We start from the raw sequence: 24,856 nt of genomic DNA on the forward strand, positions 1-24,856 counted from the left end.
GACGAGACGGCGCGAGGGTCATGCCCTCGCTCCCGGGAGTCAGGAAAGGCTTCGGATCAGGTCTTCGATTTCGTCGTCGGTCGGCGTGGCAGCGGTAGCCGGCGGCGCGCCGGAAACCCGCGCTTCGGCGCTGTCGCCCATCGCGGCCAGCCGGACTTTGCGTGCCCGAAATCGCCGCTGCGCCGTCTTGCCCAGTCTGCGCAGCTTGCCGCGCCGCATTTCCTTATTCTCATCATCGGCGGGCGAGCCGGGAAAGCGCGGTTCGATGGCGATGCAGTCCACGGGGCAGGGCGGCAGGCACAAGCCGCAGCCCACGCACTCGTCATGAATGATCGTATGAGTGAAGTTGCGGCTGCCGATGATGGCATCCACCGGACAGACCGGAAGGCAGCGTGCACAGCCCACGCATAGCGCTTCGTCGATTCGCGCTACCGAGGGCTGCACGACACTAGCGCACGCGCATGCCCGGTTCCGCGCCTTCGTCGGGGGACAGCAGGAACACCCGCGACTCTCCCTCGCCGGCGGCCAGCACCATGCCTTCCGACACGCCGAAACGCATCTTCCGCGGCTTCAGGTTCGCTACCAGCACCACCTTGCGTCCCACCAGGATCGAAGGGGCGTAGGCGCCGGCAATTCCGGCGAAGACGGTGCGGCCCTTGCCGCCGTCGTCCAGCGTAAGGCGCAACAGCCGGTTGGCGCCCGCCACTCGCTCGGCCTTGACTATCTTCGCCACCCGCAGGTCCGTGCGCAGGAACTCGTCGATGTCGATGGGTTCGGAATGCTCGACTTCGGCGGCAGCCTGGCCGCGATTGGTTTCCACCAGAGCCTTGAGCGTCTTGAGCGATATTCGGCCCGCCAGCGGCTTGAATACGGCAATCGATTCGTCAAGCAGCGGTTCGTCCACGTCATTCCAGTTCAGATCGGAGCGCAGAAATGCCGCGGCCTTCGAGGAGATGTCCGGAAGAACCGGGGCGATATAGGTCATGAGCACCCGAAACAGGTTGATCCCCTGCGTTACGATCGCCTGCAATTCGTCCTGCCTGTCCGGGTCCTTGGCCAGTTCCCAAGGCTTGCGCTCGTTGATCCAGACGTTGGCGCGGTCGGCCAGGGCCATGATCGCCCGCATGGCCTTGCCGTAGGAACGGGATTCGTAATGCTCGCCGATCTGCTCCCTCTGCGCGACGAATTGCTCGTACAGGGCCGGGTCGTGCAGCCGCGGTCCGAGGCGGTTGTCGAACCCGCGCTGCACGAAGCTGGCGCAGCGGCTGGCGATGTTCACCAGCTTGCCGACCAGATCGGAGTTGATCCGTGCGGCGAAATCCTCCAGCTGCAGGTCGATGTCGTCCAGACCCGGACCGAGCTTTGCAGCGTAGTAGTAGCGCAGGTACTCGGGGTCCAGGCCGGCCGCCAGGTAGTCCGAGGCGGTAATGAAGGTGCCCTTGGACTTGGACATCTTCAGCCCGTCCACGGTCAGGAAGCCGTGTACGAAAACGCCGCTGGGCGTGCGCATGCCGGCGCCCAGCAGCACCGCCGGCCAGAACAATGCGTGGAAGTACAGGATGTCCTTGCCGATGAAGTGGTACAGCTCGGCGTCGCTGTCCGGCCCGAAATAGCGTTCGAACCGGTCTTCCGCGTCCTCGCCGGCGCCGCACAGGTTGCGGAAACTGGCCATGTAGCCGACCGGCGCATCCAGCCAGACGTAGAAGTACTTCCCCTTCTCGCCCGGCACCTCGAAGCCGAAATACGGCTCGTCGCGGGTGATGTCCCAGTCCTTCAGGCCTTCCTTGAACCACTCCGCCAGCTTGTTGCGGGCGCCGCGGTCCAGGTTGCCGGCCTGCATCCAGGTCTTCAGCAGCGATTCGAACTCGCCCAGCTTGAAGAACTTGTGCTCGGATTCGCGGGTGACCGGCGGGCGGCCGCTCAGGATCGAACGCGGGTTGACCAGCTCCGAGGGCGCGTAAGTGGCCCCGCAGGCGGAGCAGCTGTCGCCGTACTGGTCTTGCGCCCCGCAGGACGGGCATTCGCCCCGCACGTAGCGGTCGGGCAGGAACATGCCCGCCTCCTCGTCGTAGGCCTGCTGGATCGTGCGGGTACGGATGTAACCGCGCTCCACCAGCCGGGAGTAAATCCGTTCCACCAGTTCCCGGTTCTCCGGCGAATGCGTCGTGTAATAGTTGTCGAAGCGGATCCCGAAGGACTCGAAGTCCCGCACGTGCGCGGCCCGGCAGGACTCGGCATATTCCTCCGGACTCGTGCCTTCCTCGCGCGCCTTGAGCATCGTGGGCGTGCCGTGCGCGTCGGTCGCGCAAACGAACGCGCAGTCGGCGCCGGACAGCCGTTGGTAGCGAACCCAGATGTCGGTCTGCACCATCTCGAGCAGGTTGCCGAGATGGATCTGACCGCTGGCGTAGGGCAGCGCCGCGGTGACTAGGATCTTGCGCGCCATGCCGCGATTATCCCGGATTACCAGCCGCAGGAAAGACCCTGGTTCTCGGTCTCAAGCCAGTCCATGAGCGGCTGAAAGTAGGCGATGATCGCCGAGGCGTCCATTTCGCGCTGCCCGGTCACTTCTTCCAGCGAGTCCTGCCAAGGCCGGCTGGAACCGGACTGGAGCATCTTCCACAGCAGCGCGCCGGCTTCCTTGTTCCCGTAGATCGAACACTCGTGCAGCGGTCCCTCGAATCCCGCGGCGTCGCAAAGCGCCCGCTGGAACTGGAACTGCAGCACGAACGCCAGGAAGTAGCGGGTGTAGGGCGTGTTGCCGGGAATGTGGTACTTGGCGCCCGGGTCGAAATCGGCCTCGCTGCGCTCCATCGGCGGCCTTATGCCCTGGTAGCGCGTGCGCAGGTCCCACCAGGCGGCGTTGTAGTCCTCCGGCGCGATTTCCCCGGAGAAAACGCCCCACCGCCACTGGTCCATCAGCTTGCCGAAGGGCAGAAAGGCGATCTTGTCCAGCGCCAGCTTCATCTGCGAGTTGATCAGGGCCTCGGGACTTTCCTCAATCTCCTCGACCAGGCCCAGGTTCTTCAGGAACTTGCCGGTTATCGACAACGTGACCGTGTCGCCCACCGCCTCGTGGAAACCGTCGTGGGCCCCGGACTGGAAAACGATCGGCTGATCGCGGTAGGCGAGGTAGTAGTAGATATGGCCGAGTTCGTGATAGATGGTGAACAGGTGGTCCTGGGTAGGTTCGATGCACATCTTGATCCGCACATCGTCCTTGCCGTCCATACTCCAGGCGCTGGCGTGACAGACCACCTCGCGGTCCCGCGGCTTCACCAGCAGCGAACGCTGCCAGAAACTCTCCGGCAACGCAGGCATGCCCAGCGAGACGAAGAAATCTTCCGCCAGTTCGGTCATGTAGACGGCGCTGTAGTCCTGCTCCTGCATCGCCCGGGTCACGTTCAGTTCCGCTATCCCGGGATACGGCTCCGCCAGGTCGTAGATCTCGCCCCAGGTCTGCGACCACATATTGCCCAGCAGGTGTGCGGGAATCGGTTCGCCCGCGGGCACGATTTCGTCGCCGTAAGCCTGCCGCAGCTTGTCGCCGGTGTAGCAGTGCAACTGCTCGTACAGCGGCGACACCTGGCTCCACAGCCGCTCCACCTCGTCGCTGAAATCGGCCACCGGCATGTCGTAGCCGGAACGCCACAGCTCGCCCATGTCGTTGAATCCCAGCTCTCTTGCGCCTTCGTTACCCAATTCCACGAAACGCCGGTAGTCGGCCCGGATCGGGGGAGAAATCGTGCGCCAGCCGCGCCATGCTTCCAGCAGCTCGTAGTAGTCCCGGCTGTTCGCCATGACCACGCTGAGTTCCTCAAGGTCGCGGCAGCTCTCCGGGCCGCCGGGACAATACTTGCCGCTGCCGTATGCGCCTTCCATGCGGGTCATGATTTCCGACAGTTCGCGACGCTTGGCGTCGTCGTCCGGCGCCGGCAGCGTCGTCCCCCACTTGATCGCGTTGATGGCGCGCTGTGTCAGGGGGGCGAGTTCAACGCCGTCATAGCGTCTGGCGCCCTCGACCGCGGAACTCTGGAACCTGAGCCCCCGTTCCTGCGCCCTGGCGGCGAGCAGCGCGGTGTCCGGGGTGATGTAGGTCTGATAGGCCCAGGCGGCCGCGGCGCCTTCCCGGCCCACTTCCTCGTATTGCTCGCTGGTTTCTCTCACAAAATCCTCGGCGCTCTGCAGCGGCGTATCTTCGGTCGAGGCGCTGACGGGAAGGGTCAGGGCCAGCGCCGTGACGACGATTCGGGTATTCACGTTGCTTCTTCCTCCGCGGGGGTCATGCATTTCTTCAATGGCTTCAGAAAAACGGCGAGGATCAGGCCGCTGCCCACGGTCGTAAGCACGATCTGCCAGTACAGCCCGGGCATGTCGCTCAGCGCCTCCGGATCGAACTCGCCCGCGATCAGCCCGGCGATCAGGCTGCCCAGCGACGCGCCCAGGAACCAGATGCCCATCATCTGGCCCACGTATTTCTTCGGCGCCAGCCGCGTGACCGCGGAAAGGCCGACGGGGCTCAGGCACAGCTCGCCGGTCGTGTGCAGCAAATAGGTAAAGAACAGCCAGGTGGGCAGCACCGGGTTGCCCTCGGCCACCAGGGTGGCGGCGCCGATCATCACGAGGAAGCCCAGCCCGAGCTGGATCAGCCCGAAGGCGAATTTCAATGGTGTGGACGGGTCGAGATTCCGCCGCGCCAGGGCCGTCCAAAGCATCGCGAACAGCGGCCCCAGGACGATGATGAAGAAGGGATTGAGCGACTGGAACCACTCGGCCGGGAAGCTGAACGATCCGATTTCCCGGATCGTGTAGCGCTCGGCGAACAGGTTGAGCGATGAGCCGGACTGCTCGAAGCCGGCCCAGAACATGGCGGCGCCGAAAAACAGGACGATGATGCCGATCACGCGCAGGCGTTCGTCGCGCGTGAGCCCTCCGAACAACAGCAGGGAAAGGAAGTAGATCGCCGCCACGGCCACGATCACGACGGCGCTCGCTTCCGCGATCGCGCGCGCGTTCAGCTCGATCGCGCCGCCCAGTGCGCCGGCGTAAACGGCGGCGAGCGCCGCAAGGGCGGCCGCCACGCCCAGCCAGACCTTCCTGCGATACGCGGCGGAGGCGGCGGATTCCGGACGGGCGCCGGCCTCGCCCAGGTACTTGCGGGTGTAGTAGAACTGCACCAGGCCGAACAGCATGCCTACCCCGGCAGCGGCGAAGCCGTAGTGCCAGTTGTAGTCGGCCAGCCAGCCGCACACCAGCGGACCGATAAAGGCGCCCACGTTGATGCCCAGGTAATAGAGCGTGAAGCCGCCGTCGCGCCGCGGGTCGGTGGGCGAGTAGAGCTGGCCGACCAGGGCGCTGATGTTGGGTTTGAGCAGCCCGGTGCCCAGCACCACGAGGATCAGCCCCATGTAGAACGTGGCGACGCTCGGCACGGCGAGAACGAAATGACCGCTCATGATGATGATGCCGCCCACCCACACGGCGCGCTGGCCTCCCAGAAGGCGGTCTGCCATCCATCCTCCGGGCAAGGCCACCAGGTACACCGCGGCCGTATAGACGCCGTAGATGGCCGTCGCGATTTCATCGGTAAGGCCCATGCCGCCCCGCTGCACCTGGTCGACCATGAACAGCACCAGCAGCGCCCGCATGCCGTAGTAGCTCATCCGCTCCCACATCTCGGTGAAGAAAAGGGTCACCAGACCCCGCGGATGCCGGAAGAAATTGAGCATCGGCGCATTATAGTCAGCGCTTTCCCGGCGCGGCGGGCGCGTTATCATTCCGCCGCCGTGCAGGTTTTTCTGGATTTTTTCTTTCTTGTGCCGTTTCTGGCGGCCTACCTTCTTTGGGGGCTGATCCCGGCCGTGTGGGTGCTGATGGGCGCCGTGATCGTGCAGGTTGCCGCGCAGTGGCTGATCGGCGGGCGCTACAAGCCCAAGCCCATCACGCTGGCTTCCGCGGGACTGGTGCTGGTGTTCGGCACGCTGACCGTCGTGCTGAAGGATCCTGTGTTCATCAAGTGGAAGCCGACGGTCTTGTACTGGGCGATGAGCGTGGCGCTGGTGGGCGCGCGCCTTTGGAAGCGCAAGGGCGTGATCCATGCCATCCTGAAATCTCAGGCGGAAGGCTTTTCCGCCCTGCCGGCCCGCACGGCCTCGGCTCTGGATTGGGCATGGCTGATGTTCCTGGCCCTGATGGGCGTTCTCAACATCTGGGTGGCCTATACATTCAGCGAAGCCACCTGGGTGTACTTCAAGCTGTTCGGCCTGACCGCCCTGACCCTCGTGTTCGGCCTGCTGCAGGGCTTCTGGGTGGTGCGCTCACTGAAGACGGCTGAAGGCGAATGACCGCCGATCGCCCGTCTCTGATCCGCGCCCGGCTGCTCAAGGCCCTCGCGCCCTGCGAAGTCGAAGTCCAGGATGACTCACACCTGCACGCCGGCCACGTGGGCGCCCGCGACGGCGGCGGCCATTACTCGGTCCGAATCGTGGCCGAGCAATTCGCCGGCCTGGCCCCACTCGCCCGCCACCGCCTCGTTTACGCTGCCTTGAATGACATGATGCAGGGACCCATCCACGCCCTCGCCATCACCGCCCTCACGCCCGACGAAGCAAGCTGAGCAGCACCCACTAAGCGCGTTGTTGCCCCATTCCCGGCAGGAGCGTCGCGAAGTGGCTCCAGAGGGAATGGGGCAACAACGCGCGAAGGACTCGTCAGCCGCTCCGAAGAAACTCCAGAATAACGTCCACGTACTCTCCGGCCTTTTCCGGATAGTGATGCGGATGGCCACCCGAGAAAGTGTGTCCTGTCGAGCCCTCGACCAACGCCAGCACCTTCTCGTGGCAATTGTTCAACGGGTCCGTCTCGGCCGTGAGCGCCAGCGTGGGTACGCGGACTTTCGCCAAAGCGTCCCCCATCTCGTATTCCCTCAGCGCCTGGGTCGCGTCGTCCATTTGCTGCGCCAGCATGCTGTCGATCACCGCGTTGCGGAGCAGGGCGGCGCCGCCATCATCCAGCTCGAACCCCGAGTCCCACATGCGCTGCAGCCACAGCGACCGCTCCCAGACCCAGGCGATATGAGCGCCGTCCTCCGACCACTCCGGCGCAGGCTGCCGGGAGATGCTCAGCACTTCGTCGCGGAAGGCGCGGTCCCAGACCGGGCAGCCGTCGAGAACCAGATGCGTTACGCGCTGCGGATGGCGCAGAGACAGCTCGACCGCGAATTCGGAAGATACGTGCCCGCCCACGACGGCCGCGGACTCCAGCCCCAAACCGTCCATTACTGCAGCGATGTTGTCTGCATAGTCCTTTACCAACCACGGAGCGGGGCGTGGATCCGACTGGCCGTAACCCATGTTGTCCGGGGCGTAGCCGGCGAACCCCGAATTGCCGAGCTTCTTCAGCACGGGCACGTATTGGCGGCCGGACGCCGGTGTCCAGTGCAGAAACAGGATCGGAGAACCGAAGCCGGCGGTGAGGACGTGCACGAAACCCGACGAGGTCTCGACCAGCGTGCGGCGGATGGTCATGCCGGGTAGTTTTGCCGCGTTTCCGCAGAGGGCGAGACGCCCTCTCTCCCAGGCGTCTTCTCGCTGGGCAGTCCGACTGCTGGCAGCAAGCTCAGGCGGCTTTCTTTCGGGGCGGCCGGCGCCAGGTCACGGGCATCAGCGAATCGGGAAGGCGTTCGCCCTCTTTCAGCAACTCGCTGCCCTCGAACGGGTTCTTTCTTGCCGTCGGATTGACCTGGTAGCGGATGTCGCTGCCGATCCAGCGCAGCGAGAATCCGAGGCGGCGGCCCGCGTAGCCGGCCGTGCGCGGTTTGGAGGCGTGGATCGTCTTCGGGTGGATGATCAGCATGTCGCCCGCGCGCGCTTCCCAGACGCGGATGTCCGCGTCCGGCGCGGCAACCCGCTCCAGCAGCTCCGACCAGGGGTGGAAATTGGGCGGCCGCTCGGCGCCCTCGAGCGCCCAGGAACTTATATAGCGGTGCGGGTCCCTGTTGGAGCCGGCCAGCGTCAGCAGAGGCGCATTGTCGGGACCCATGTCGGTCAGGGCCACCCACATCGACGGGCTGTGTTCGCCGGAAAACGGAAACAGGCACTCGTCGTTGTGCCAGGGCGTGGCCGTTTCGTCCTTGTTGCCTTCCTTCAGGAACGTGCCGTCCACCCAGGCGCGCATTTCGTCCGAGCCGATCACGTCGGCGACGATCTCGGCGCAGCCGCACTCCTCCACCAGCGCCTGCATCTCCGGCACCCGCCAGTAGGCGTTGACCAGCCGCACGTAGCCGTCGTGGTCCTCGAATTCCACGTCGCGCATGGTCTCGTGGGGCCCGAAAACAAGCGAGCCGTCGCGCAGCCCGGCGACGACCGAATCGATGGCTTGCGTCATTAGCGCCACCCACTCGCTGGAAAAAACGCCCGGCACATGGGCCACGCCTACTTCCTTGTAGGCGTCGATGATTTCCTGCGTAACCTTCGGGTGCATGTCGAGAGCCCCTACATGCTGTAGCTGACCCGCAGACCCACGATCCGCGGGATCGGACGGTAGCCGAATCCGGACGGCGCGAACCCGTTGAAGAAGTCCACGTACAGGTTGCCGTCGGTCACGGTGTCGTCATCCAGCAGGTTGTCCACGTAGAGCGCGGCGCGCATGCTCTCGCTGCGGACCCCGAGCTGGCCGTCCACCCGCCAGTAAGCGTCCTGCGTCGCCACATTGGCGGACGATACGAAGCGCTCGGATGTGTAGCGTGCGCTCATATCCGCGAACCAGTCCCAGTTGCCGTTCAGGTTGGCCGTGTAGTTGCCGTTGAGATTCAGCTGATGCTCGGGCAGGTCCGCCGGCCGGTTGCCGTCCTTGATCAGCAGGCATCGCTTCCCGGCCGCGCCAAAGTCCTGGAATTCGCAGCCGCTCTCGCCGATCCGCGATGCGCTGGTGGAGAGCACCCGGAAATTGTTGAACTCCCCGTTGATGTAGGTGTAGGCGCCGGACAGGGTCAATTCTTCCGAAGCCCGCCAGTTGCCCTCGAACTCAAGCCCCCAGATCGTCGATTTACCGGCGTTCTCGATCACCGGCTGCAACTGCTGGGCTTCTTCATTGAAGATCTGCGAGGAGACCTGCTGATCGGTGTAGTCCTGGTAGAACCCGGCCGCGTTGAAGGCCAGCGCGCCGCCCATCAGCAGCATCTTGGCGCCGACTTCATACGACCAAAGGGTTTCGCGGTCGAAGGGCCGGTCGAGCGAGAAAACCGCGCCGTCCTGGAAACCGGAGGGTTTGGTCCCCTTTCCGATCGCGCCGTATAGGTTGAGGTTCTCGTCCGGCCGGTAGCTGAGCGCGACCCGGGGAATGGCGTAACTCTCCATGATCGTCTCGCTGTGAACGCCGGTGACCATGCCGAACGAACTGAGTATCGGCGGTGCTGCTCCGCCCAGCGAGATCACGCCGAAGAAGAAATTGAACGGCGGGTCGAAGTCCAGTATGTGCTCAATTTCCTCGTCCGTGTAGCGGATTTCGGCGGAAGCGAACAGCTTTTCGGAAATCGCATACTCCGACCAGGCGAATACCGACTGGTGGTCCGTATAGCGGCTGACGTTGCGGCCCTCGCCATCGCGCGTGTCGTAGAAGGCGTGGACGTCGGAATCGAGGATTGGCCCGAGGGCAAGTCCGGTGTCGTTGCTGCCGAACTGGTCCACGTCCTCCTTCCAGTACAAGGCTCCCAGAAGCCACTGGAAACGGCTGTCCGTCTGCGAGAAGATCCGCACCTCCTGGCTGAACTGCACAGTGTCATTGATCCGTTCGGTTTCCTGGAAGGCTCCGACTACCCTGCCGTTTACCGATCCGCTCACGAAATCGTTGTCCTGGAAGATGTCGTCGTTCGAGTCCACCCAGCTGGTCAGCGACTTGATCCCGAAGCTGCCGGCGTCCCAGTCGGCGATGGTCGTGGCGCGGAAATACTCGACGTCCATGCCCTTGTAGTCCTCGCCGGTGCGGTGATTGATGTCGAAGCGGATGGGACCGTCCACCAGCGGCCCGGAGAAGATCCGGGTGGTGGTGGGGTTTCCGGTGATCACGGCTTGCGCGCCTTCATTAAGGTTCACGGTGGTGTTGCCGTTGATCACGAACGCGGCCTGGGGCGCGTAGCTCTCTTCGGAGTATTCCAGCCGCCCGTAAACGGAAAAGTTCTCGCTTGCCTGTAGCAGGAATGCGGCCGAAATACCCATGCCGTCGCCGCCGCCCACGTAGTCGTCGGACACGGTGTTCTTGTAGGAACCGCGCTCATCGAACCAGTAAGCGTTGACGCGCACGCCGAACGCGTCCTCGACCACCGGCGCTCCGCCGGAGACCCTGATCTCCTGGCCGGACTCGCTGTGCGCCTCGAGCGTGGCCTTGAGATCGTACTCGTCCAGGCTCGGGCGCTTGGTGATGTAGTTCACCGCGCCGCCGAATGCGGAGCGTCCGTACAGGGCCGCCTGCGGGCCCTTCACGACCTCGATCCGCTCGATGTCCACCAGCCGCAGGCGCGCGAGGCTCCCGCCGCCGGCCACCTGGACGTTCTGCGATGAAATATCGATGTCGTCGATCAAAAGGCCTACGCTGTTGCGGCCCTGTTCCGCCTGCAGACCGCGCAGGGCCGGCGCGTAGTCATTCTGCGTGACCGAGCGGTCGAAGGTCAGGCCGGGCACGATCTTGGCGATGTCCTGCAGGTCGCTGAGTCCGAAATTCTCGATCTGCTCTCCGGAAATCGCGGTGATCGCGACCGGGATATCGAAAAGGCTCTCCTCGCGCTTGCGCGCCGTGACGATGATTTCTTCCAGGACGGCCTCCTGGGCCAGTGCCGGGGTCTGGATCGCGCCAAAAGGCAAAAGCGTCAGTGACGTGGCCGCCAGGACGGACTTGGTAATGAGTGTTCTCATAGTGGGCTCCCGGGATGAAAGGCCGCTCGGGGTCCAATCCGGCCGGCGCAGATGTGAATCGTTGGCGCCGCCGCAGCGCAAAGTCCCCAATGTCCCGGAGCCGCGGCGAGCGCAACGCCCGTCCCCGATCTTATCAGACGTCCCCGGGCTATACGGTTTCGCGCGCTGCTCCCGAGGCCGCCCGCGCCGCCTTGAGTTTCTCCTCCGAGAGGTCGTACTTGAACAGGAATATGAGGCTGAGCCCGTAGAGGGCGGCCGGCACCAGGCCCGCGCCGATGTAAATCGCCGTGATTGCGCTGGCGGGTTGCTCGGCCTGCATGCCCTCGGTGCCCGCCTGGTAGCCGAACCACCCCAGGATATAGAGCGCCAGCGCCGGTCCGATCGCGAAGGAGAATTTCTCGACGGTCGTATAGAAGGCGGAAATCGTGGCCTCGCGGCGCATGCCGGTCTTCAGGTAATCGTATTCCACGGCATCCGGCAGCAGGGACGGGCCCATGACCAGCACGCCGCTGCCGAATATGCCCAGGAAGACGGCGCGCACGAATACGTAGGACAGGGGGTCCTGGGCCGTGGCGAGCAGCCAGGAAGCCGTCACGAGTGCATAGCCCGCGGTGCAGATCATGTAGATCGACCGTTTGCCGTATTTCCGCGAGGCGCGGCTCCACAGCGGCAGTACCAGAATGATGACGACGGTAATCGTGACCAGGTAGACGGTCGTAAGCGTGTAGCTCATTCCCAGGATCACGACCTTGAAATACACGCCGGTCACGCCGGCCGTCGCCAGGCCCAGCAGCTGGCCGAGCTTGGCGCCCAGCAGCAGGAGAAGCGGCCGGTTGTCGAAGGCCGTCCTGATCTGCGTTCCTATCGGGTAAGTCTTCTTGACGCTGACCGTCTGTCTGGCCGGCGCCGTGCCGAAGAAGCAATAAATCGATGGAAGCACGATCAACGCCGCATAGATCCACGCCATCGTGCCGTGCGCGCCGCGATCGTTGCCGAGGTATTCGACCAGCGCGAAAGAGAAGACCGAGATCAGACCGCCGACGTTTACGAACGCGATCCGGTGGGCCATGAGCGAGGTCCGCACGTGATAGCTGCCCGTCATTTCGGCGGGCATCGCCAGGTAAGGAATATTGAAGACGGTGTAGCCGGTATAGGTCAGCAGCAACGCCGCGAGCATGAAGGCGATCAGCGGCGTCTGGCTGGCGAACTCCGGCGGGTTGAATGCCAGCGCGAAGCCTGCGGCGGCAATTATCCCGCCCAGGAAAAGAAACGGCCGGCGGCGGCCCCAGCGGCTTTGGGTACGGTCGCTGATGATCCCCATCAGCGGATCGGTGACTACGTCGTAGAGCTTGGAGGACAGCAGCAGGGTGGCCACGGTGGTGGCGCCTATTCCCAGAAAGTTGGTCATGAAGGGCGCGAGGATGCCGGCCGGCGTATTCAGGACCACCGCCATGCCCAGCGCGCCGGCGCCGAAGTTGATGCGCAGTCCTCTTGAGACTGCGCCTTCCGCTTCCGTCGCTTCAGGCGCGGGCGACCCGGTCGTGTGCTCTTGTATTGCCATGGCTCCCCCTGACTGTGGAGGGCAGTTTAGCCGCTCGCTTCGGGGACGGAGCCGGGCGGCCGGCCGCGCAGCTCCTTGAGCCGGTCTTCCGAAAGGTCGTAATTGAACAGGAATATCAGGCTGAGCCCGTACAGTGCGGCCGGCGTCAGGCCCGCGCCGATATAGATCGCGATGATGGCGCTTTGCGGCTGCTCGATTTGCATGCCTTCCGTGCCGGCCTGGTAGCCGAACCAGCTCAGGAAGTAGAGCGCCAGCGCCGGGCCGATCGCGAACGCCAGCTTTTCCATGGTCGAATAGAAGGAGGACAGCGTGCCCTCGCGGCGCATTCCGGTCTTGAGGAAGTCGTACTCGACGGCGTCCGGCAATAGCGCCGCCCCCAGCACCAGAACGCCGCTGGCGCAGATGCCGAGCAGTACCGCTCGGATGAAGACATACGCCAGGGGATCGTCCGCCGTGGCCAGCAGCCAGGTCAGCGTAACCAGCGCGTAGCCGGCGCTGGCGGCCATGTAGGTCAGCCGTTTGCCGTGCCTGCGCGAAGCCATGTTCCAGAGGGGAATGAACGCAATGATGACCACGCTGCTGGTATACAGGTACAAGGTCGTGAGCTGGTAGCTGAGCCCGAGGATCACGACCTTGAAATAGACCCCCGTCGCGCTTGAGAGCGACACCGCCAGCAACTGGCAGAACTTGGCCCCGAGCAGAAGCATCAGCGGCCTGTTCCTGAACGCGGTCCGGATTTGCGTGCCGATCGAATAGGCATGCTCCTTCTGGAACGTCTGTTTCGCCGACGCGGTGCCGAAGAAGCAATAGGCCGACCCCAGAAAAATGAGCATCCCGAACGCCGAGCCCATGATTCCGTGAGCGGCCCGGTCGTTTCCCAGCCACTCGACAAGCGCAAACGCGGTCACGGCGATCAGTGCGCCGATATTGAGGAAGACGACCCGGTGCGACATCAGCGTCGTGCGTTCGTGGTAGCTGCGGGTCATCTCGGCGGGCATGGCCATGTACGGAATATTGAACAGCGTGTAGCCGGTATACGTGACCAGCAGCGCCCCCAGCACATAGGCGATGAGCCACGCCTGGCTGCCTATGGCCGGAGGATTGAAAACGAGTGCGAGACCGATGGCGCTGATGGCGCCTCCCAGCATCAGGAACGGCCGGCGGCGGCCCCATCGCGTCGCCGTCCGGTCGCTGATCACGCCCATCAGGGGGTCGGTCACCATGTCGTACAGCTTGGAGACCAGCAGCAGCGTGGCCGCCGCTCCCGCGCCTATTCCAAGAAAGTTGGTCATGAACGGCGGGAATACGCCACCCATCGTGTTCAGGATGACGGCCATGCCCATCGCGCCGGTGCCGAAGTTCATGCGCAGGCTCTGCGGGAGAGCGCCATCGGCGGTCGTTAAATCGTGCGGCGGTGTATTCCTGTTCTTCATTGCGTTGTCGGACGAAACTACCGGGAGTCTAGCGGCTGACTTGCCTGTCGGCACTTACAATCAGGCCATTTCCCGGGGAGGATCAGTGACCAGAGACCTGGAAACGGCGGTTTTGGGCGTCGAGGCCCCGTTCGGCGGGTTGACGCTGGGCGAGGCAGGGGGCCGCGTTCGCGCGCGAAACGGAGGCCGCGCGATCGAGTTGACCGTGGGTTTTCCCTGCGACGGGTTTGTCGAAGAGTTGCAGGCGCGGGTCCGTGAAGTCACGTCCGCGGAAGAGGTGGCGGTTCGCACGGAGATTGCGGCGCACGCGGTACCGCCGCAGGTGCAGAGGCTGGAGCATGTCAGGAACATCATCGCGGTAGCTTCGGCCAAGGGCGGCGTGGGCAAGTCCACGGTGGCGGCCAACCTGGCCGTGGGGCTGGCGATGGACGGCGCCGCCACCGGAATCCTGGACGCCGACATCTACGGTCCCAGCGTGCCGCGGATGCTTGGACTGGAGGGCGAACGGCCGCGCAGCACCGACGGCAAGAGCTTCGAGCCCTTGCGGGCGCACGGCCTGCAGGCCAGTTCCATCGGTTTTCTGGTCGATACGAGAAGCCCGGTGGTATGGCGCGGCCCGATGGTGACGCAGGCGCTGATGCAGTTGCTCGGCCAGACCCGCTGGAAGGACCTGGACTACCTCATTGTGGACATGCCGCCGGGCACCGGCGACATCCAGTTGACGCTGTCGCAGCGCGTGCCGCTGGCGGGGGCAGTGGTCGTGACCACACCGCAGGAGCTGGCGGTCGCCGACGCCCGCAAGGGCATCGCGATGTTCCGCAAGGTCAACGTGCCGGTGTTGGGCGTGGTGGAAAACATGAGTGCGTATGTCTGCCCGCACTGCGGCCACACCGAAGCGCTGTTCGGCGAAGGCGGAGGCGCGAGGCTGGCCGGCGAGTTCGACCTGCCGCTGCTGGCGCAACTGCCTTTGTCCGCAGGCGTGCGCGCGGCCACCGACGACGGACGATTGGTGGCGCCTTCGGAGCCCGACGGCGGGGGCGATTACCGGGCGCTGTCGAGGGCCGCGGCGGCGCGACTGGCGGGCATGTCCCGCGGCGCGAAGACGGCATTCCCTAAAATAGTAGTAGAGTCCGACTGATCGACGATGGCCGATAAACAACAACTGTTCGAGGAGCCCGCCGCCGCGGCGAGCCTGGCGGTCGTCTCGGGCGAGCCGTACGTGGAGGCGCCCGCCGACCTTTTCATCCCGCCGGAAGCCCTGCGCGTGTTCCTGCAGTCCTTCGAGGGACCGCTGGACCTGCTGCTCTACCTGATACGCCGCCATGATCTCGACATCATGGACGTTCCGATAACCGACATTTGCGAGCAATACGCGCAGTACATCGAACTGATGCAGGAGATGGAGCTTGAACTGGCCGGCGAGTATCTCGTCATGGCCGCAACCCTGGCTGAGATCAAGTCCCGCATGCTGGTGCCGCAACTGCCGCTGGAGGAAGAGGACGAGGAGGATCCGCGGGCCCGACTGTTCGAGCGCCTGCTGGAATACGAACGCCTCAAGCAGCTGGCCGCCGGCCTGGAAGAGCTTCCCCGCCAGGAGCGCGACGCGTTTCAGGCCAGCGTGGACGCGCTTGAGGACCAGCGGCCGCGGGAACTGCCCCAGGCGACGCTCAACGAGCTGGCGCTGGCCTACGCCCGCGTGATCGAGCGGGTGCGCTTCAGCGGGGGCTGGGCGGTGCAGACCGAACAGCTGTCGGTGCGCGAGCGCATGTCGGACATTCTCAAGCAGGTCTCCGGCAGCGAATTTACGGAATTCACCGAGCTGTTCGATCCCTCGGAGGGACGCATGGGCGCGGCCGTGACGTTTTCGGCCGTGCTGGAACTGGTTCGCGACAACGGCCTGCAGGCGGTCCAGAATGAGCCGTTTGCGCCGATCTACGTCAGCGGTCCACGGCAAGGCAAGGACGCCGCCAAGTGAACGCACCGGATACGCGCAACCTGGTCGAGGCGGCATTGCTGGGGGCGGGACGGCCCCTCAACATGACGCAACTCCTGAACCTGTTCGATCCGCTGGAGAAAGTGGGCGAAGACGAAGTGCTCAAGGCCCTGGGCGACCTGGAACGGGACTACGCCGGACGGGAAATCGAATTGAAGGAGGTAGCCGGAGGCTGGCGGGTGCAGACCGGCGGCGTGGCCGCGGAGCGGCTGGCGAAGCTGGAGCGGTTCCGTCCCCCGAGGTTTTCGCGCGCGCTGCTTGAGAGCCTGGCGGCGATCGCCTATCGGCAGCCGATCACCCGGGCGGAGATCGAGGAATTGCGCGGCGTGCGCCTGAGCGGCCACATCATGCGCACGCTCATGGAGCGCAACTGGATCGAGGTGGTGGGCCATCGCGAAACGCCGGGCCGGCCCGCGCTTTACGGCACGACCGGGGATTTCATGGACTATTTCGGACTCAAGCGCCTCGACGATCTGCCCTCGGCCGGCGAATTCGCGTCCCCGGACGATGCGCCCGCCGCCGCTCCTCCGGGAAGCGGTTCTCCAGACGCCTCCGATGGCGCCGGAGAGCGGGTCGCGGGCCTCTTCGACGGCGGCTCCGGTCCCGGCGAAGCAGAACCCGCCCCCGATTGATTCGGGTCCAGAAGTACCTTGCGGCGGCCGGTGTGGCCTCCCGCCGCGAAGTGGAAGCCTGGATCGCAGCCGGCCGGCTCAGCGTAAACGGGCAGCGGGCCACGCCGGGGCTCAAGGTTGACGGCGGCGAGAAGTTTCGCCTGGACGGGCGGCTGTTGCAGGTGCCGCGGGGCAATTCCGGGGCGCCGCGGGTCATCGTATACAACAAGCCCGAAGGCGAACTGGTCACGCGCGACCGCCACGCCCGTCACCCGACCGTGTTTGCCGCGCTGCCGCGGCTCAAGGGCCGCCGCTGGGTGGCGGTTGGCCGCCTCGATCTGAACTCCAGCGGGCTGCTGCTGCTGACCACCGACGGCGGACTGGCCCACCGGCTGATGCACCCGTCGTTCGGCGTGGAGCGCGAATACCTGGTCCGGGTCCTGGGGCAACCGGGTGCGCAGGCGTTACGCCGCCTGACCGGGGGCGTGATGCTCGAAGACGGTCCCGCGCGCTTCGACGCGCTGGTCGAACAGGGAGGCAGCGGCGCCAATCGCTGGTACCGGGTAACGCTGAGCGAAGGCCGCCACCGCGTCGTGCGCCGTCTCTGGAGCTCGCAGGGCCACGCGGTAAGCCGACTGATACGGGTCCGCTACGGTCCGGTGCGGTTGCCGCGGGACCTGCCTCGCGGCCAGTGGCGCGAAATCGAACCCAGGCACCTGGACATCGGGGGGGAGGGCGTCCCGCCCTCCGCGAGGACGAGACGTCCTCGCTCCCAGGGCTAAAACATCCTCGCTCTTAGGCTTAGTGGGGCTTTGGGGCGGGCTCCGGCTGCGATTCGGTTTCGGCAGGCGATTCCGTCGGGCTTTCGTTCGCCAGCATCGGCGTGGCGGCCGTGGCCACTTCCTCGGGCGCCTCGATTTCCCTGGTCTTCTCGACACCGGCCCTGTTCATTCTTTCCAAAGCCGGGAGCAAGCGGCTCCTGAACGAACTTACGGCGCTGTTATAGGTTCCGATCGCGGTATTGAGCTGATTTCCCAGCCGTCCGACATGCCCGCTGAAGACCGCCACGCGCTCATGCAGCGTCGCGGCCAGTCGTGAGATTTCCTCGGCGTTCTCGGCCAGCGCCAGTTGCCGCCAGCCATAGGCCGTGACCCGCAGCAGCGCCATCATCGAAGTCGGCGTTGCCAGGATCACGCGCGCGCGCAGCGCTTTTTCCAGCAGGTCCGGCCGCTGGTCGCCGGCTGCCGCCAGGAAGTGGTCGCCGGGCACGAACATCACCACGAAGTCCGGGCTGCGTTCGAACTGGTCCCAGTATTCCTTGGAAGCCAGCCGCTTGACCTGTTCCTCCACGTTGGCTGCATGCTGGGCCAGCAGAGCCGTGCGGCCGTCCTCGTCGTCGGCCTCCACCGCGCTCAGGTAGGCATCCAGCGGCGTCTTGGCGTCCACCACCAGCTGACCGCCGTCGGGCAGACGGACGATCATGTCCGGCCGGGTCCTGCCCTCCGGGCCCTGCGGCTGTTCGGCGAAATCGCAGTGTTCCTGCATGCCCGCGATCTCCACCAGCCGCCGCAGTTGCATTTCACCCCACTGGCCCCGCACTTCCGGGCGACGCAAGGCGGTGACCAGGCTGCGGGTCGTGTCCCGCAGCTCCTTGTTGCCGGAAGCCATGGCCTGAATCTGTTCGCGCAACTGGCCCTGGGCCTCGGCCCGTTCCTTTTCCATGTCGGTCAGGGTCTTGCGGGTCTGCTTGAGGCTCTCGTTGATCGGCTTGACCAGCGCCTCAATGGCCTGCTGGCGCTTCTCCAGGTCGGCACTGGATTCCGACCGCGCCTTGCCGAAGGCCTGTTGCGCCAGATCGAGAAAGTCCTTCTGACTCTGGCTCAGCGCCTCGCGGGCCAACGCCTTCAACTGCCCCTGGAACTGCTCGTCGGCCGCGCGGCGGCTTTCCTCGCGGGCTTGCTCCGCGGCCTTCTGCTCACGCAATTGCGCCTGGGATTCCGCCAGCTGCGCTTCCTTACGCGCGATCGCGGACTGGCCGCGCGAACGCTGCCAGAACATGCCGAACAATGCGCCGGCGGCGAGCGCGCCCAACACGCTTAGGAAAACGGTAACGCTCATGCTGCGCGTGGCGCGGCCGCGCCGGCACTCGCGGTGGCGCCCTGTTCGTCGATCCAGCCCAGGAGGTCCCGGGGCGATTGCAGGACGGCGGCTGCGCCCCAGGCCCCCAGGTCTTCTTCCGGCGGAAAGTAACCCCAGGCCGCGGCCAGTCCGGTCATGCCGGCGCTGCGCGCGGCCTGAATGTCGCGGGGGTCGTCGCCCAGCATGACGCAGGCGCGCGGCTTCACGGCAAGCCGGTCGGCCGCGAAGATCATGGGCTCGGGGTGCGGCTTGTTGTGGGTGGTGGTGCCGCCGCCCACGGCCACCGCGCATTCGTCCGCCAGGTCCAGCGCCTCGAGCAGAGGCCGGGTCAGGTATTCCGGCTTGTTCGTGACCACTCCCCACGGTATCTGCCGGCCGGCGAGACCGTCCAGCACCCGGCGCATGCCCGGAAACAGCCGCGACCGCTCCGCCAGGCGACCCGAATACAGCTTCAGGCAGCGCTCCAGCACCTCGGGGTATTCCTCGCTGTCGATGAAATCGGCGCCGTAAGCGGCCGTCAGCATTCCCCGCATGCCCCTGGACACGAACTGGCGCATTCTCTTGAACGGCACCGGCCGCGTCCCGCGCTCGCGCATGATTTCCTGCACGCAACCCACCAGGTCGGGGGCGGAATCGACCAGGGTCCCGTCCAGGTCGAACAGGACCGCGCCTACCCGGGGATTCGCCGCGCTCATGCGCCGGCCGTCCTGGTGAAGTGGGCGATGTAGTTCACGTCGATGTTGCTGCTGCGCCGGAAGCTTCCGTGCAGGGGATTGTATTGAAGTCCGGTAAAGTCCCGCGCGCTCAGGCCCGCGGCGCGCGCCCAGGCCTCCAGTTCGGACGGGCGTATGAACTTCTCGTAACGGTGCGTGCCGCGCGGCAACAGGCCCAGCACGTATTCCGCGCTGACGATGCCCAGCGCGAATGCCGCCAGGGTGCGGTTCAGGGTCGAGACAAAGACGTGGCCGCCGGGGCGCGTCAGCCGGGCGCATTCGGCCAGCAGTTCACCGGGCCGCGGCACGTGTTCGAGCACCTCCAGGCAGCAGACGACATCGAACTCGCCCTCAAGTTCCTCCGCGGCGCCCAGGCGGTATTCCAGGTTTTTCAGGCTGCCGGCTTCCGCATGCAGGCGGGCAACCTCGAGCATCTCGGCGGACGCATCGAGCCCCAAAACGGATTCCGCTCCCTCGGTCGCCAGCGATTCGCTCAGTAGCCCTCCGCCGCAGCCGACATCCAGGCAGTTCCTGCCGGCGAGGCCCCCGGCGCGTTCGGCGATGTACCGGACCCGAACGGGGTTCATGGCGTGCAGGGGCCGGTTCGGACCGTTCGGGTCCCACCATTGCGCCGCCATCGCGGCAAAGCGCTCGAGCTCGGCCGCGTCGGCGTTGGGTTGGGTTGTTTCTTCGTTCATTGCATTTCCGTGGCCGCGGCCGGGCCGGCGCCCGCGCGTCCGATTCTCGCTCCCCACTCGCGCGCCCGCGCCAGGATATCGTCCTCGTCGTCCCAGCCAAGCCTGCCGGCCTCCATCAAAGCTTTCCCGCGTACCCAGACATCGGTGATCTGCGAGGACTTGCCGGAATAGGCCAGCTGCGAGGCCGGGTCGTAGACAGGCTGCGTATTGGCCGCCGACAGGTCCAGTGCAACGAAATCCGCGGCCTTTCCCGGCCGCAGCGAGCCGATTTCACCGTCCAGACCGAGCGCCCTGGCCCCGGCCAGCGTCGCCATTTCCAGCGCCTCGGCCGCGGAGACGGCCCCGGCATTGCCTGACACCCCCTTGGCGAGCAGCGCGGCGGTCTGCATTTCTTCCAGCAGGTCTAGATCGTTGTTGCTGCCCGTGCTGTCCGTGCCCAGGGCAACGTTGATGCCGGCGGCAAGCAGCGTTTCGACGGGAGCAAAGCCGCTCGCGAGTTTCAGGTTCGATTGCGGGCAATGCACGACCGAGCAGCCCCGCTCGGCCAGTAGGGCGATTTCCTTCTCCTCAAGCTGGGTCGCATGGACCGCCATCAGGCGTTCATTGACCACGCCCAGCCGGCCCAGTCGGTCGAGCGGCCGGCATCCGTGCCGCTGCAGCGATTCGGCGATTTCGCCCGCGGTCTCATGGACGTGAATGTGTATGGGTATATCGCGCTCCTCGGCCAGTTTCGCGCACAGAGCGAGCCCCGAATCGTCGACCGAGTAGGGCGCGTGCGGGGCCATCGTGAACGAGATGCCCGCCTCCCCCCGGTATCGTCCATAGAGATCCGCGTTCTTGCGAAGCGATGCCTGCCGGTCCCCCGCCCAGCGATTGGGGAAATCGACCATGGGCAGGCCCACCGCCATTCGCACCCCGCGGCTCACGGCCACTTCGGCGCCGGCGTCGGGGAAGAAATACATGTCGGCGAAGCAGGTCGTTCCGGACCGCACCATCTCGACCAGCGCCAGCTCCGTTCCGGCGCGCACGTAGTCCTCGCTCAGATGCCGGGCCTCGGCCGGCCAGATGTGATTCTCGAGCCATTCCTGCAGGGGGGTGTCGTCGGCGAGGCCGCGCAGCAGGGTCATTCCGGCGTGGGTGTGCGCATTCACCAGGCCCGGGAGGACGACATGGTCGGGGCGCTCTACCCGCGTGGCCAGCGGCCAGCGGCGTATCGCCTCGGCGCCCGGCAGCAGCGCGGCAATCCGCTCGCCGCGCACCGCCAGAGCATGGTCCTCAAGCACCGCGCCGGCAGGTTCGACCGGCAGTATCCAGCGGGGGAGAAACAGGAAGTCGGGTGCTTGCATTGGTGCGCCCGGAACGCGCGAGGAGCCGGTAGAAATTGTACCGGCGCCCGGCCCGTCGGCGCATATACTTTTCTTCCTGTTTTCCCGGGGGACGGGCTTATGTGGATACGCAAGAGCGACAAGGACCGGCAACAGGGGCGGCGCACGCCGATCCCGACACAGGTGGTATCCAACGAGGAGTACATCCCGATGCCGCAGTCGGAGGACCAGCGGCGCGTGGAACGGCGGATTTTCGAACTGGCGGACCGGCTGGCCGGCAGGCGCAGAATGAGCCGCAGGCAATATCTGGGCAGCGCCGCCGGCATGGCCGCGGCTTTCCTGGCCATGAACGAGGTCTTCGGCCGGTATTTTCTGGTCGATTGGGCGGAGGCCTCGGAGGCCGGGGCCGAACGGGAATCCTGGCCCGATTTCATATTCGACGCCCAGCTTCACCACGTGAAGGAGGGAATCGTCGGCCCGCTGGGTTTTCGTCGGCTGGCCGGCATGTTCAACCTGAATCCGGACCTGGTGGGCGTCAAGCCCGGGCGCGAGGACCTGCAGCTGGAGAACTTCACCAAGGAAGTCTTCCTGGACAGCGAAACCACGATGGGAATCATCAGCGGCGCGCCCCTCGGCGACGACCGCTACAACATCCTTCCCGTGGACATGATGGTGGAGACCCGGCGGACCATCAACGAGCTTGCGGGCTCGCAACGCATGTTGAGCCATGGGCTGGCGGCGCCCAACGTGGCCGGCGGCCTGGAGGAAATCGAGCGCCAGGCCGTGGAACTCAAGGTGGACGGCTGGAAGTGCTACACGGGCGTGCCGGTCAATCCCTGGCGGATGGACGACGAGGAGGTCGCCTATCCGTTCTACGAACTGGCGCTCAAGCTGGGAATCACCAATATTTCGGTGCACAAGGGCCTTCCCATAGTCGGCACCGACCCCGAATATTGCCGGCCCTGGGACATCCGGAAGGCCGCGCTGGACTGGCCGGACCTGAACTTCATCGTCTATCACTCGGGATTCAAAAACCTCGTCAACGAACTGGCGGCCGGCGCCACCGGCATCGACGGCAACGGCTACCTGGTGTGGACCTCCGATATCGTGAAGGACCGCCTGGAAACGCCCGGGATGACCAACGTCTACATGGAGCTGGGAAGTGTTTTCGGGCATACGGCGATCACCCATCCTGAAATCTGCAGCCATCTTTTGGGCCAGATCCTCAAGGCCTTCGGCAGCGATCACGTGATCTGGGGCACCGATTCGATCTGGTGGGGATCGCCGCAGTGGCAGATCGAGGCCTTCCGCCGCTTCGAGATTCCCGAGGCACTGCAGGAAAAGCACGGCTATCCCGCGCTCACACGCGAGGACAAGGAGCTGATCCTGGGCCTGAACTCGGCGCGCATGTACGGCATCGACGTGCCGGCCGCGCTGGAGGCGATACCGGGCGACCGGCTCAGCCGGATGCGGGCGGCCTACCTGGAAAGCGGGCCTCAACCCAGCAACACGCAATACGGCTGGGTGCACGAAGGGCCGCTGGCGGAAGATCCGGATGTGCCCTGGAGCACCCCGATATGACGTACGAACACATTGCGGTGCGGCCCGTAACCGGCACCTTCGGCGCGACGGTGAGCGGCGTGGACATCTCGCGGCCCCTGGACGAAGCGACCCTCGGCGAAATCCGTTCCGCCTGGCTGGAATACCAGGTGCTGTTCTTCCGCGACCAGGAAATGACCCCGCGGCAGCACGAGGACTTCGCCGCGAATTTCGGCGAACTCACCAAGGCCGGCTTCATGCCCACCCTCGAGGGGACGACCGGCGTCTTCGTTCAGGAATACCCCGGCCTCTACAGCCGCGACGTGACCGACATCACCTGGCATTGCGACGCGGCCTTTCTGCCGGTTCCGTCGCGCGGATCGGTGCTGTACGCGCTGGAAGTGCCCGAGGGCGCCGGCGATACGGTCTGGGCGAACATGTACGCGGCCTACGAGGATCTTTCCGGCAGCATGCAGTCGTTCCTGTCGGGGCTGACCGCGGTCAACGACAACGCCTACCGCAATCTCGAGACCCTGCTTGAACGCCTGGGTCCGGAAGGCTTCGCGCAGATGCGCAAGATGCTGCCGCCTTCCGAGCACCCGGTGGTTCGCACCCATCCGGAAACCGGGCGCAAGTCGCTGTTCGTGAGCGAGCTGATGACCTCGCACATCAAGGACATGAAGCCGGAGGAAAGCCGCATGCTGCTGGATTTCCTTTTCCGCCACAGCACCCAGCCCGAGTTCCAGTGCCGATTCGCCTGGGAGAAGCACTCGGTAGCCTTCTGGGACAACCGCTGCACGATCCACAAGGGCGTTTTCGACTTCGGCGACCGGCATCGCCTGATGCACCGGGTCTCCATCGACGACGACCGCCCGCCGGTCTGACCAACGACCGCGTGCGGGGGCGTCCCTGCACGCGGTAAAAGGCTAGCTGTAGTTGGAGCGAGCGACGAAGGTGCCGCAGTTGCGCTCGCAGAGCACCCGCATCAGGTTGGCGAAGCGGCTGGCCTGGCCGAAGGCGCCGCCGCGCAGGAGAACGGGGAAACCCACCGCGTGGATGCGCACCAGGCAGTTTCCGAAACGGTCGGCCTCGTTGATCCGGGCCACGTAGCGCACCAGCGATTCGGCCGAGCCCTGCGAAAAGTCGTCGCCGAACACGTAGATGCTCACCTTCCTGCTCTCGTCGTAGAAGGTGGTAATAGCCTCGACGATTCCTTCGGCGGGATTGGAGTCGGAAAAGGCCTGCCAGTTGGCGATGGCGCGAATTATCGATTGGCGGCGCGACGCGGAATCGGGAATCCACCGGCGCGCAAACGAGGAGAACAGGTATTGCCCCTCGTCGTTGAGCACCTGGATGCCTTTCACCGTGGGATAGACCCGCAGCGTCTCCGCCACCAGCCGCTGCACCGCCGGCCAGGCGTTGCCCACCATGCTGCCCGAGGTGTCGATCACGAAGATGATGTATTCGCTGTCGACCGGAATTCCGCCCACCGTCGTGTCGTTGGGGGCCGGGCGGTAGTCGGCCAGCAGGCGCTCCATTTCCTCGGTGAGTTCCTGGCGTGCGGCGAGCAGCTGTCCGGCCTCGTCGCTGCCCTCCGATGCGGTCTCCTTGGCGGCGAAGTGGCGCTCTTCGGCCGCCTCCACCTCGCGCCGGGTCAGGCTCACGCGCCGCACGCTTTCGGCGGTCTCGGAGCGCAGCGGCTCCAGGTCGCGCTTCAGCACCGTGGTTTCGCCGCGGATTTCGAACAGCTCCCGCTCCAGCATCAGGATCAGCCCCTCGAGCTCCTCGCGGCTGCGCTCGATGATGACCGGCTCGTGGATCTTGGTCACGACCAGCAGCAGGATGACGGCCCCGAAGCCGCAGCAGACGACGTCCAGGAACGACAGGTTCAGCCCCTGTTCCTCGCGCTTGAACCGCTTGCCCGCCATGAGCGCGCC

At 65.4% G+C, this 24,856-nt stretch carries 22 protein-coding genes; 8 read left to right on the forward strand and 14 right to left on the reverse strand.

Annotated features, from left to right (window positions below):
• Window positions 1–39: 39 nt before the first annotated feature.
• The 4 genes from F4036_12005 to F4036_12020 are packed head-to-tail and all read right to left on the reverse strand — an operon-like array spanning window position 40 to window position 5,777.
• Complete coding sequence (locus tag F4036_12005; protein MYK38464.1) at window positions 40–444, reverse strand: RnfABCDGE type electron transport complex subunit B; 405 nt, start codon at window positions 442–444, stop codon at window positions 40–42.
• A gap of 4 nt (window positions 445–448) precedes the next feature.
• The gene (gene metG, locus F4036_12010) at window positions 449–2,446 is read right to left on the reverse strand and encodes a methionine--tRNA ligase (protein MYK38465.1); all 1,998 of its coding nucleotides are present in this window, start codon (window positions 2,444–2,446) and stop codon (window positions 449–451) included.
• A 17-nt stretch (window positions 2,447–2,463) separates the two neighbouring features.
• On the reverse strand, window positions 2,464–4,290 hold the full coding sequence (locus F4036_12015; protein ID MYK38466.1) for a M2 family metallopeptidase: 1,827 nt from the start codon (window positions 4,288–4,290) through the stop codon (window positions 2,464–2,466).
• A complete protein-coding gene (locus tag F4036_12020) occupies window positions 4,257–5,777 on the reverse strand; it encodes a peptide MFS transporter (protein MYK38467.1) in 1,521 nt (506 codons plus the stop codon). The genes F4036_12015 and F4036_12020 overlap by 34 nt, the downstream gene beginning before the upstream one ends.
• Between F4036_12020 and F4036_12025 the strand changes: the two genes are divergently transcribed.
• The gene (locus tag F4036_12025; protein ID MYK38468.1) at window positions 5,709–6,344 is read left to right on the forward strand and encodes a septation protein IspZ; all 636 of its coding nucleotides are present in this window, start codon (window positions 5,709–5,711) and stop codon (window positions 6,342–6,344) included. The genes F4036_12020 and F4036_12025 overlap by 69 nt on opposite strands.
• Complete coding sequence (locus F4036_12030) at window positions 6,341–6,616, forward strand: BolA family transcriptional regulator (protein ID MYK38469.1); 276 nt, start codon at window positions 6,341–6,343, stop codon at window positions 6,614–6,616. The genes F4036_12025 and F4036_12030 overlap by 4 nt, the downstream gene beginning before the upstream one ends.
• Window positions 6,617–6,710: 94 nt before the next feature.
• On the opposite strand, the gene F4036_12035 is transcribed toward F4036_12030, so the two are convergent.
• The 5 genes from F4036_12035 to F4036_12055 form a co-directional block, all read right to left on the reverse strand.
• Window positions 6,711–7,526 (reverse strand): alpha/beta hydrolase, encoded by an 816-nt coding sequence (locus F4036_12035; GenBank protein ID MYK38470.1) that lies wholly within the window; start codon window positions 7,524–7,526, stop codon window positions 6,711–6,713.
• Between the two features lie 91 nt (window positions 7,527–7,617).
• Entirely contained in the window at window positions 7,618–8,481 is an 864-nt protein-coding gene (locus tag F4036_12040) for a phytanoyl-CoA dioxygenase family protein (GenBank protein ID MYK38471.1), read from the reverse strand.
• A gap of 11 nt (window positions 8,482–8,492) precedes the next feature.
• The gene (locus F4036_12045; GenBank protein MYK38472.1) at window positions 8,493–10,907 is read right to left on the reverse strand and encodes a TonB-dependent receptor; all 2,415 of its coding nucleotides are present in this window, start codon (window positions 10,905–10,907) and stop codon (window positions 8,493–8,495) included.
• 148 nt (window positions 10,908–11,055) lie between these two features.
• On the reverse strand, window positions 11,056–12,468 hold the full coding sequence (locus tag F4036_12050; GenBank protein ID MYK38473.1) for an MFS transporter: 1,413 nt from the start codon (window positions 12,466–12,468) through the stop codon (window positions 11,056–11,058).
• A gap of 26 nt (window positions 12,469–12,494) precedes the next feature.
• Window positions 12,495–13,901: an MFS transporter gene (locus tag F4036_12055; protein ID MYK38474.1), complete on the reverse strand. Its 1,407-nt coding sequence runs from the start codon at window positions 13,899–13,901 to the stop codon at window positions 12,495–12,497.
• Between F4036_12055 and apbC the strand changes: the two genes are divergently transcribed.
• From apbC to F4036_12075, 4 genes are read left to right on the forward strand one after another with little or no spacing between them, the layout of a single operon-like run.
• On the forward strand, window positions 13,831–15,039 hold the full coding sequence (gene apbC / locus F4036_12060) for an iron-sulfur cluster carrier protein ApbC (protein MYK38475.1): 1,209 nt from the start codon (window positions 13,831–13,833) through the stop codon (window positions 15,037–15,039). The genes F4036_12055 and apbC overlap by 71 nt on opposite strands.
• A gap of 6 nt (window positions 15,040–15,045) precedes the next feature.
• A complete protein-coding gene (locus tag F4036_12065; GenBank protein ID MYK38476.1) occupies window positions 15,046–15,876 on the forward strand; it encodes a segregation/condensation protein A in 831 nt (276 codons plus the stop codon).
• Window positions 15,873–16,526, forward strand: a complete 654-nt coding sequence (gene scpB / locus F4036_12070; GenBank protein ID MYK38477.1) for an SMC-Scp complex subunit ScpB — start codon at window positions 15,873–15,875, stop codon at window positions 16,524–16,526. Before F4036_12065 ends, scpB begins: the two co-directional genes overlap by 4 nt.
• Window positions 16,523–17,287 (forward strand): pseudouridine synthase, encoded by a 765-nt coding sequence (locus F4036_12075; protein MYK38478.1) that lies wholly within the window; start codon window positions 16,523–16,525, stop codon window positions 17,285–17,287. The genes scpB and F4036_12075 overlap by 4 nt, the downstream gene beginning before the upstream one ends.
• A 19-nt stretch (window positions 17,288–17,306) precedes the next feature.
• Here the strand turns inward: F4036_12075 and rmuC are convergent, their stop codons facing one another.
• The 4 genes from rmuC to F4036_12095 are packed head-to-tail and all read right to left on the reverse strand — an operon-like array spanning window position 17,307 to window position 21,401.
• Entirely contained in the window at window positions 17,307–18,623 is a 1,317-nt protein-coding gene (rmuC, locus tag F4036_12080; protein MYK38479.1) for a DNA recombination protein RmuC, read from the reverse strand.
• Window positions 18,620–19,339 carry an HAD-IA family hydrolase gene (locus tag F4036_12085; GenBank protein MYK38480.1) on the reverse strand — a complete coding sequence of 240 codons (720 nt, stop codon included), beginning with the start codon at window positions 19,337–19,339 and terminating at the stop codon, window positions 18,620–18,622. Before F4036_12085 ends, rmuC begins: the two co-directional genes overlap by 4 nt.
• A complete protein-coding gene (gene ubiG, locus F4036_12090) occupies window positions 19,336–20,055 on the reverse strand; it encodes a bifunctional 2-polyprenyl-6-hydroxyphenol methylase/3-demethylubiquinol 3-O-methyltransferase UbiG (GenBank protein ID MYK38481.1) in 720 nt (239 codons plus the stop codon). The genes F4036_12085 and ubiG overlap by 4 nt, the downstream gene beginning before the upstream one ends.
• Window positions 20,052–21,401, reverse strand: coding sequence for a TRZ/ATZ family hydrolase (locus F4036_12095; GenBank protein ID MYK38482.1), 1,350 nt, complete (start codon window positions 21,399–21,401; stop codon window positions 20,052–20,054). Before F4036_12095 ends, ubiG begins: the two co-directional genes overlap by 4 nt.
• Here F4036_12095 and F4036_12100 point away from each other — a divergent pair.
• Both F4036_12100 and F4036_12105 read left to right on the forward strand, forming a co-directional pair.
• The gene (locus F4036_12100) at window positions 21,324–22,961 is read left to right on the forward strand and encodes an amidohydrolase family protein (GenBank protein MYK38483.1); all 1,638 of its coding nucleotides are present in this window, start codon (window positions 21,324–21,326) and stop codon (window positions 22,959–22,961) included. The two genes, F4036_12095 and F4036_12100, sit on opposite strands and share 78 nt — an antisense overlap.
• Window positions 22,958–23,803 carry a taurine dioxygenase gene (locus F4036_12105; protein MYK38484.1) on the forward strand — a complete coding sequence of 282 codons (846 nt, stop codon included), beginning with the start codon at window positions 22,958–22,960 and terminating at the stop codon, window positions 23,801–23,803. Before F4036_12100 ends, F4036_12105 begins: the two co-directional genes overlap by 4 nt.
• 42 nt (window positions 23,804–23,845) lie before the next feature.
• Here F4036_12105 and F4036_12110 read toward each other — a convergent pair whose 3' ends face one another.
• On the reverse strand, window positions 23,846–24,847 hold the full coding sequence (locus F4036_12110; protein ID MYK38485.1) for a VWA domain-containing protein: 1,002 nt from the start codon (window positions 24,845–24,847) through the stop codon (window positions 23,846–23,848).
• Between the last annotated feature and the right edge of the window lie 9 nt (window positions 24,848–24,856).

The sequence above is a fragment of the Gammaproteobacteria bacterium genome (genome assembly GCA_009845905.1).
GTDB lineage: Bacteria > Pseudomonadota > Gammaproteobacteria > Steroidobacterales > Foliamicaceae > Foliamicus.

What these genes read in the sequence shown, in the direction of transcription:
- metG (MYK38465.1), bottom strand. Translation starts at nt 2,446, where the DNA reads ATGGCGCGCAAGATCCTAGTCACCGCGGCGCTGCCCTACGCCAGCGGT.
- F4036_12015 (MYK38466.1), bottom strand. Translation starts at nt 4,290, where the DNA reads ATGCATGACCCCCGCGGAGGAAGAAGCAACGTGAATACCCGAATCGTC.
- F4036_12025 (MYK38468.1), top strand. Translation starts at nt 5,709, where the DNA reads ATGCCGGAAGAAATTGAGCATCGGCGCATTATAGTCAGCGCTTTCCCG.
- F4036_12020 (MYK38467.1), bottom strand. Translation starts at nt 5,777, where the DNA reads ATGATAACGCGCCCGCCGCGCCGGGAAAGCGCTGACTATAATGCGCCG.
- F4036_12030 (MYK38469.1), top strand. Translation starts at nt 6,341, where the DNA reads ATGACCGCCGATCGCCCGTCTCTGATCCGCGCCCGGCTGCTCAAGGCC.
- F4036_12035 (MYK38470.1), bottom strand. Translation starts at nt 7,526, where the DNA reads ATGACCATCCGCCGCACGCTGGTCGAGACCTCGTCGGGTTTCGTGCAC.
- F4036_12040 (MYK38471.1), bottom strand. Translation starts at nt 8,481, where the DNA reads ATGCACCCGAAGGTTACGCAGGAAATCATCGACGCCTACAAGGAAGTA.
- F4036_12045 (MYK38472.1), bottom strand. Translation starts at nt 10,907, where the DNA reads ATGAGAACACTCATTACCAAGTCCGTCCTGGCGGCCACGTCACTGACG.
- F4036_12050 (MYK38473.1), bottom strand. Translation starts at nt 12,468, where the DNA reads ATGGCAATACAAGAGCACACGACCGGGTCGCCCGCGCCTGAAGCGACG.
- apbC (MYK38475.1), top strand. Translation starts at nt 13,831, where the DNA reads ATGCGCAGGCTCTGCGGGAGAGCGCCATCGGCGGTCGTTAAATCGTGC.
- F4036_12055 (MYK38474.1), bottom strand. Translation starts at nt 13,901, where the DNA reads ATGAAGAACAGGAATACACCGCCGCACGATTTAACGACCGCCGATGGC.
- F4036_12065 (MYK38476.1), top strand. Translation starts at nt 15,046, where the DNA reads ATGGCCGATAAACAACAACTGTTCGAGGAGCCCGCCGCCGCGGCGAGC.
- rmuC (MYK38479.1), bottom strand. Translation starts at nt 18,623, where the DNA reads ATGAGCGTTACCGTTTTCCTAAGCGTGTTGGGCGCGCTCGCCGCCGGC.
- F4036_12085 (MYK38480.1), bottom strand. Translation starts at nt 19,339, where the DNA reads ATGAGCGCGGCGAATCCCCGGGTAGGCGCGGTCCTGTTCGACCTGGAC.
- ubiG (MYK38481.1), bottom strand. Translation starts at nt 20,055, where the DNA reads ATGAACGAAGAAACAACCCAACCCAACGCCGACGCGGCCGAGCTCGAG.
- F4036_12100 (MYK38483.1), top strand. Translation starts at nt 21,324, where the DNA reads ATGGTCCTCAAGCACCGCGCCGGCAGGTTCGACCGGCAGTATCCAGCG.
- F4036_12095 (MYK38482.1), bottom strand. Translation starts at nt 21,401, where the DNA reads ATGCAAGCACCCGACTTCCTGTTTCTCCCCCGCTGGATACTGCCGGTC.
- F4036_12105 (MYK38484.1), top strand. Translation starts at nt 22,958, where the DNA reads ATGACGTACGAACACATTGCGGTGCGGCCCGTAACCGGCACCTTCGGC.
- F4036_12110 (MYK38485.1), bottom strand. Translation starts at nt 24,847, where the DNA reads ATGGCGGGCAAGCGGTTCAAGCGCGAGGAACAGGGGCTGAACCTGTCG.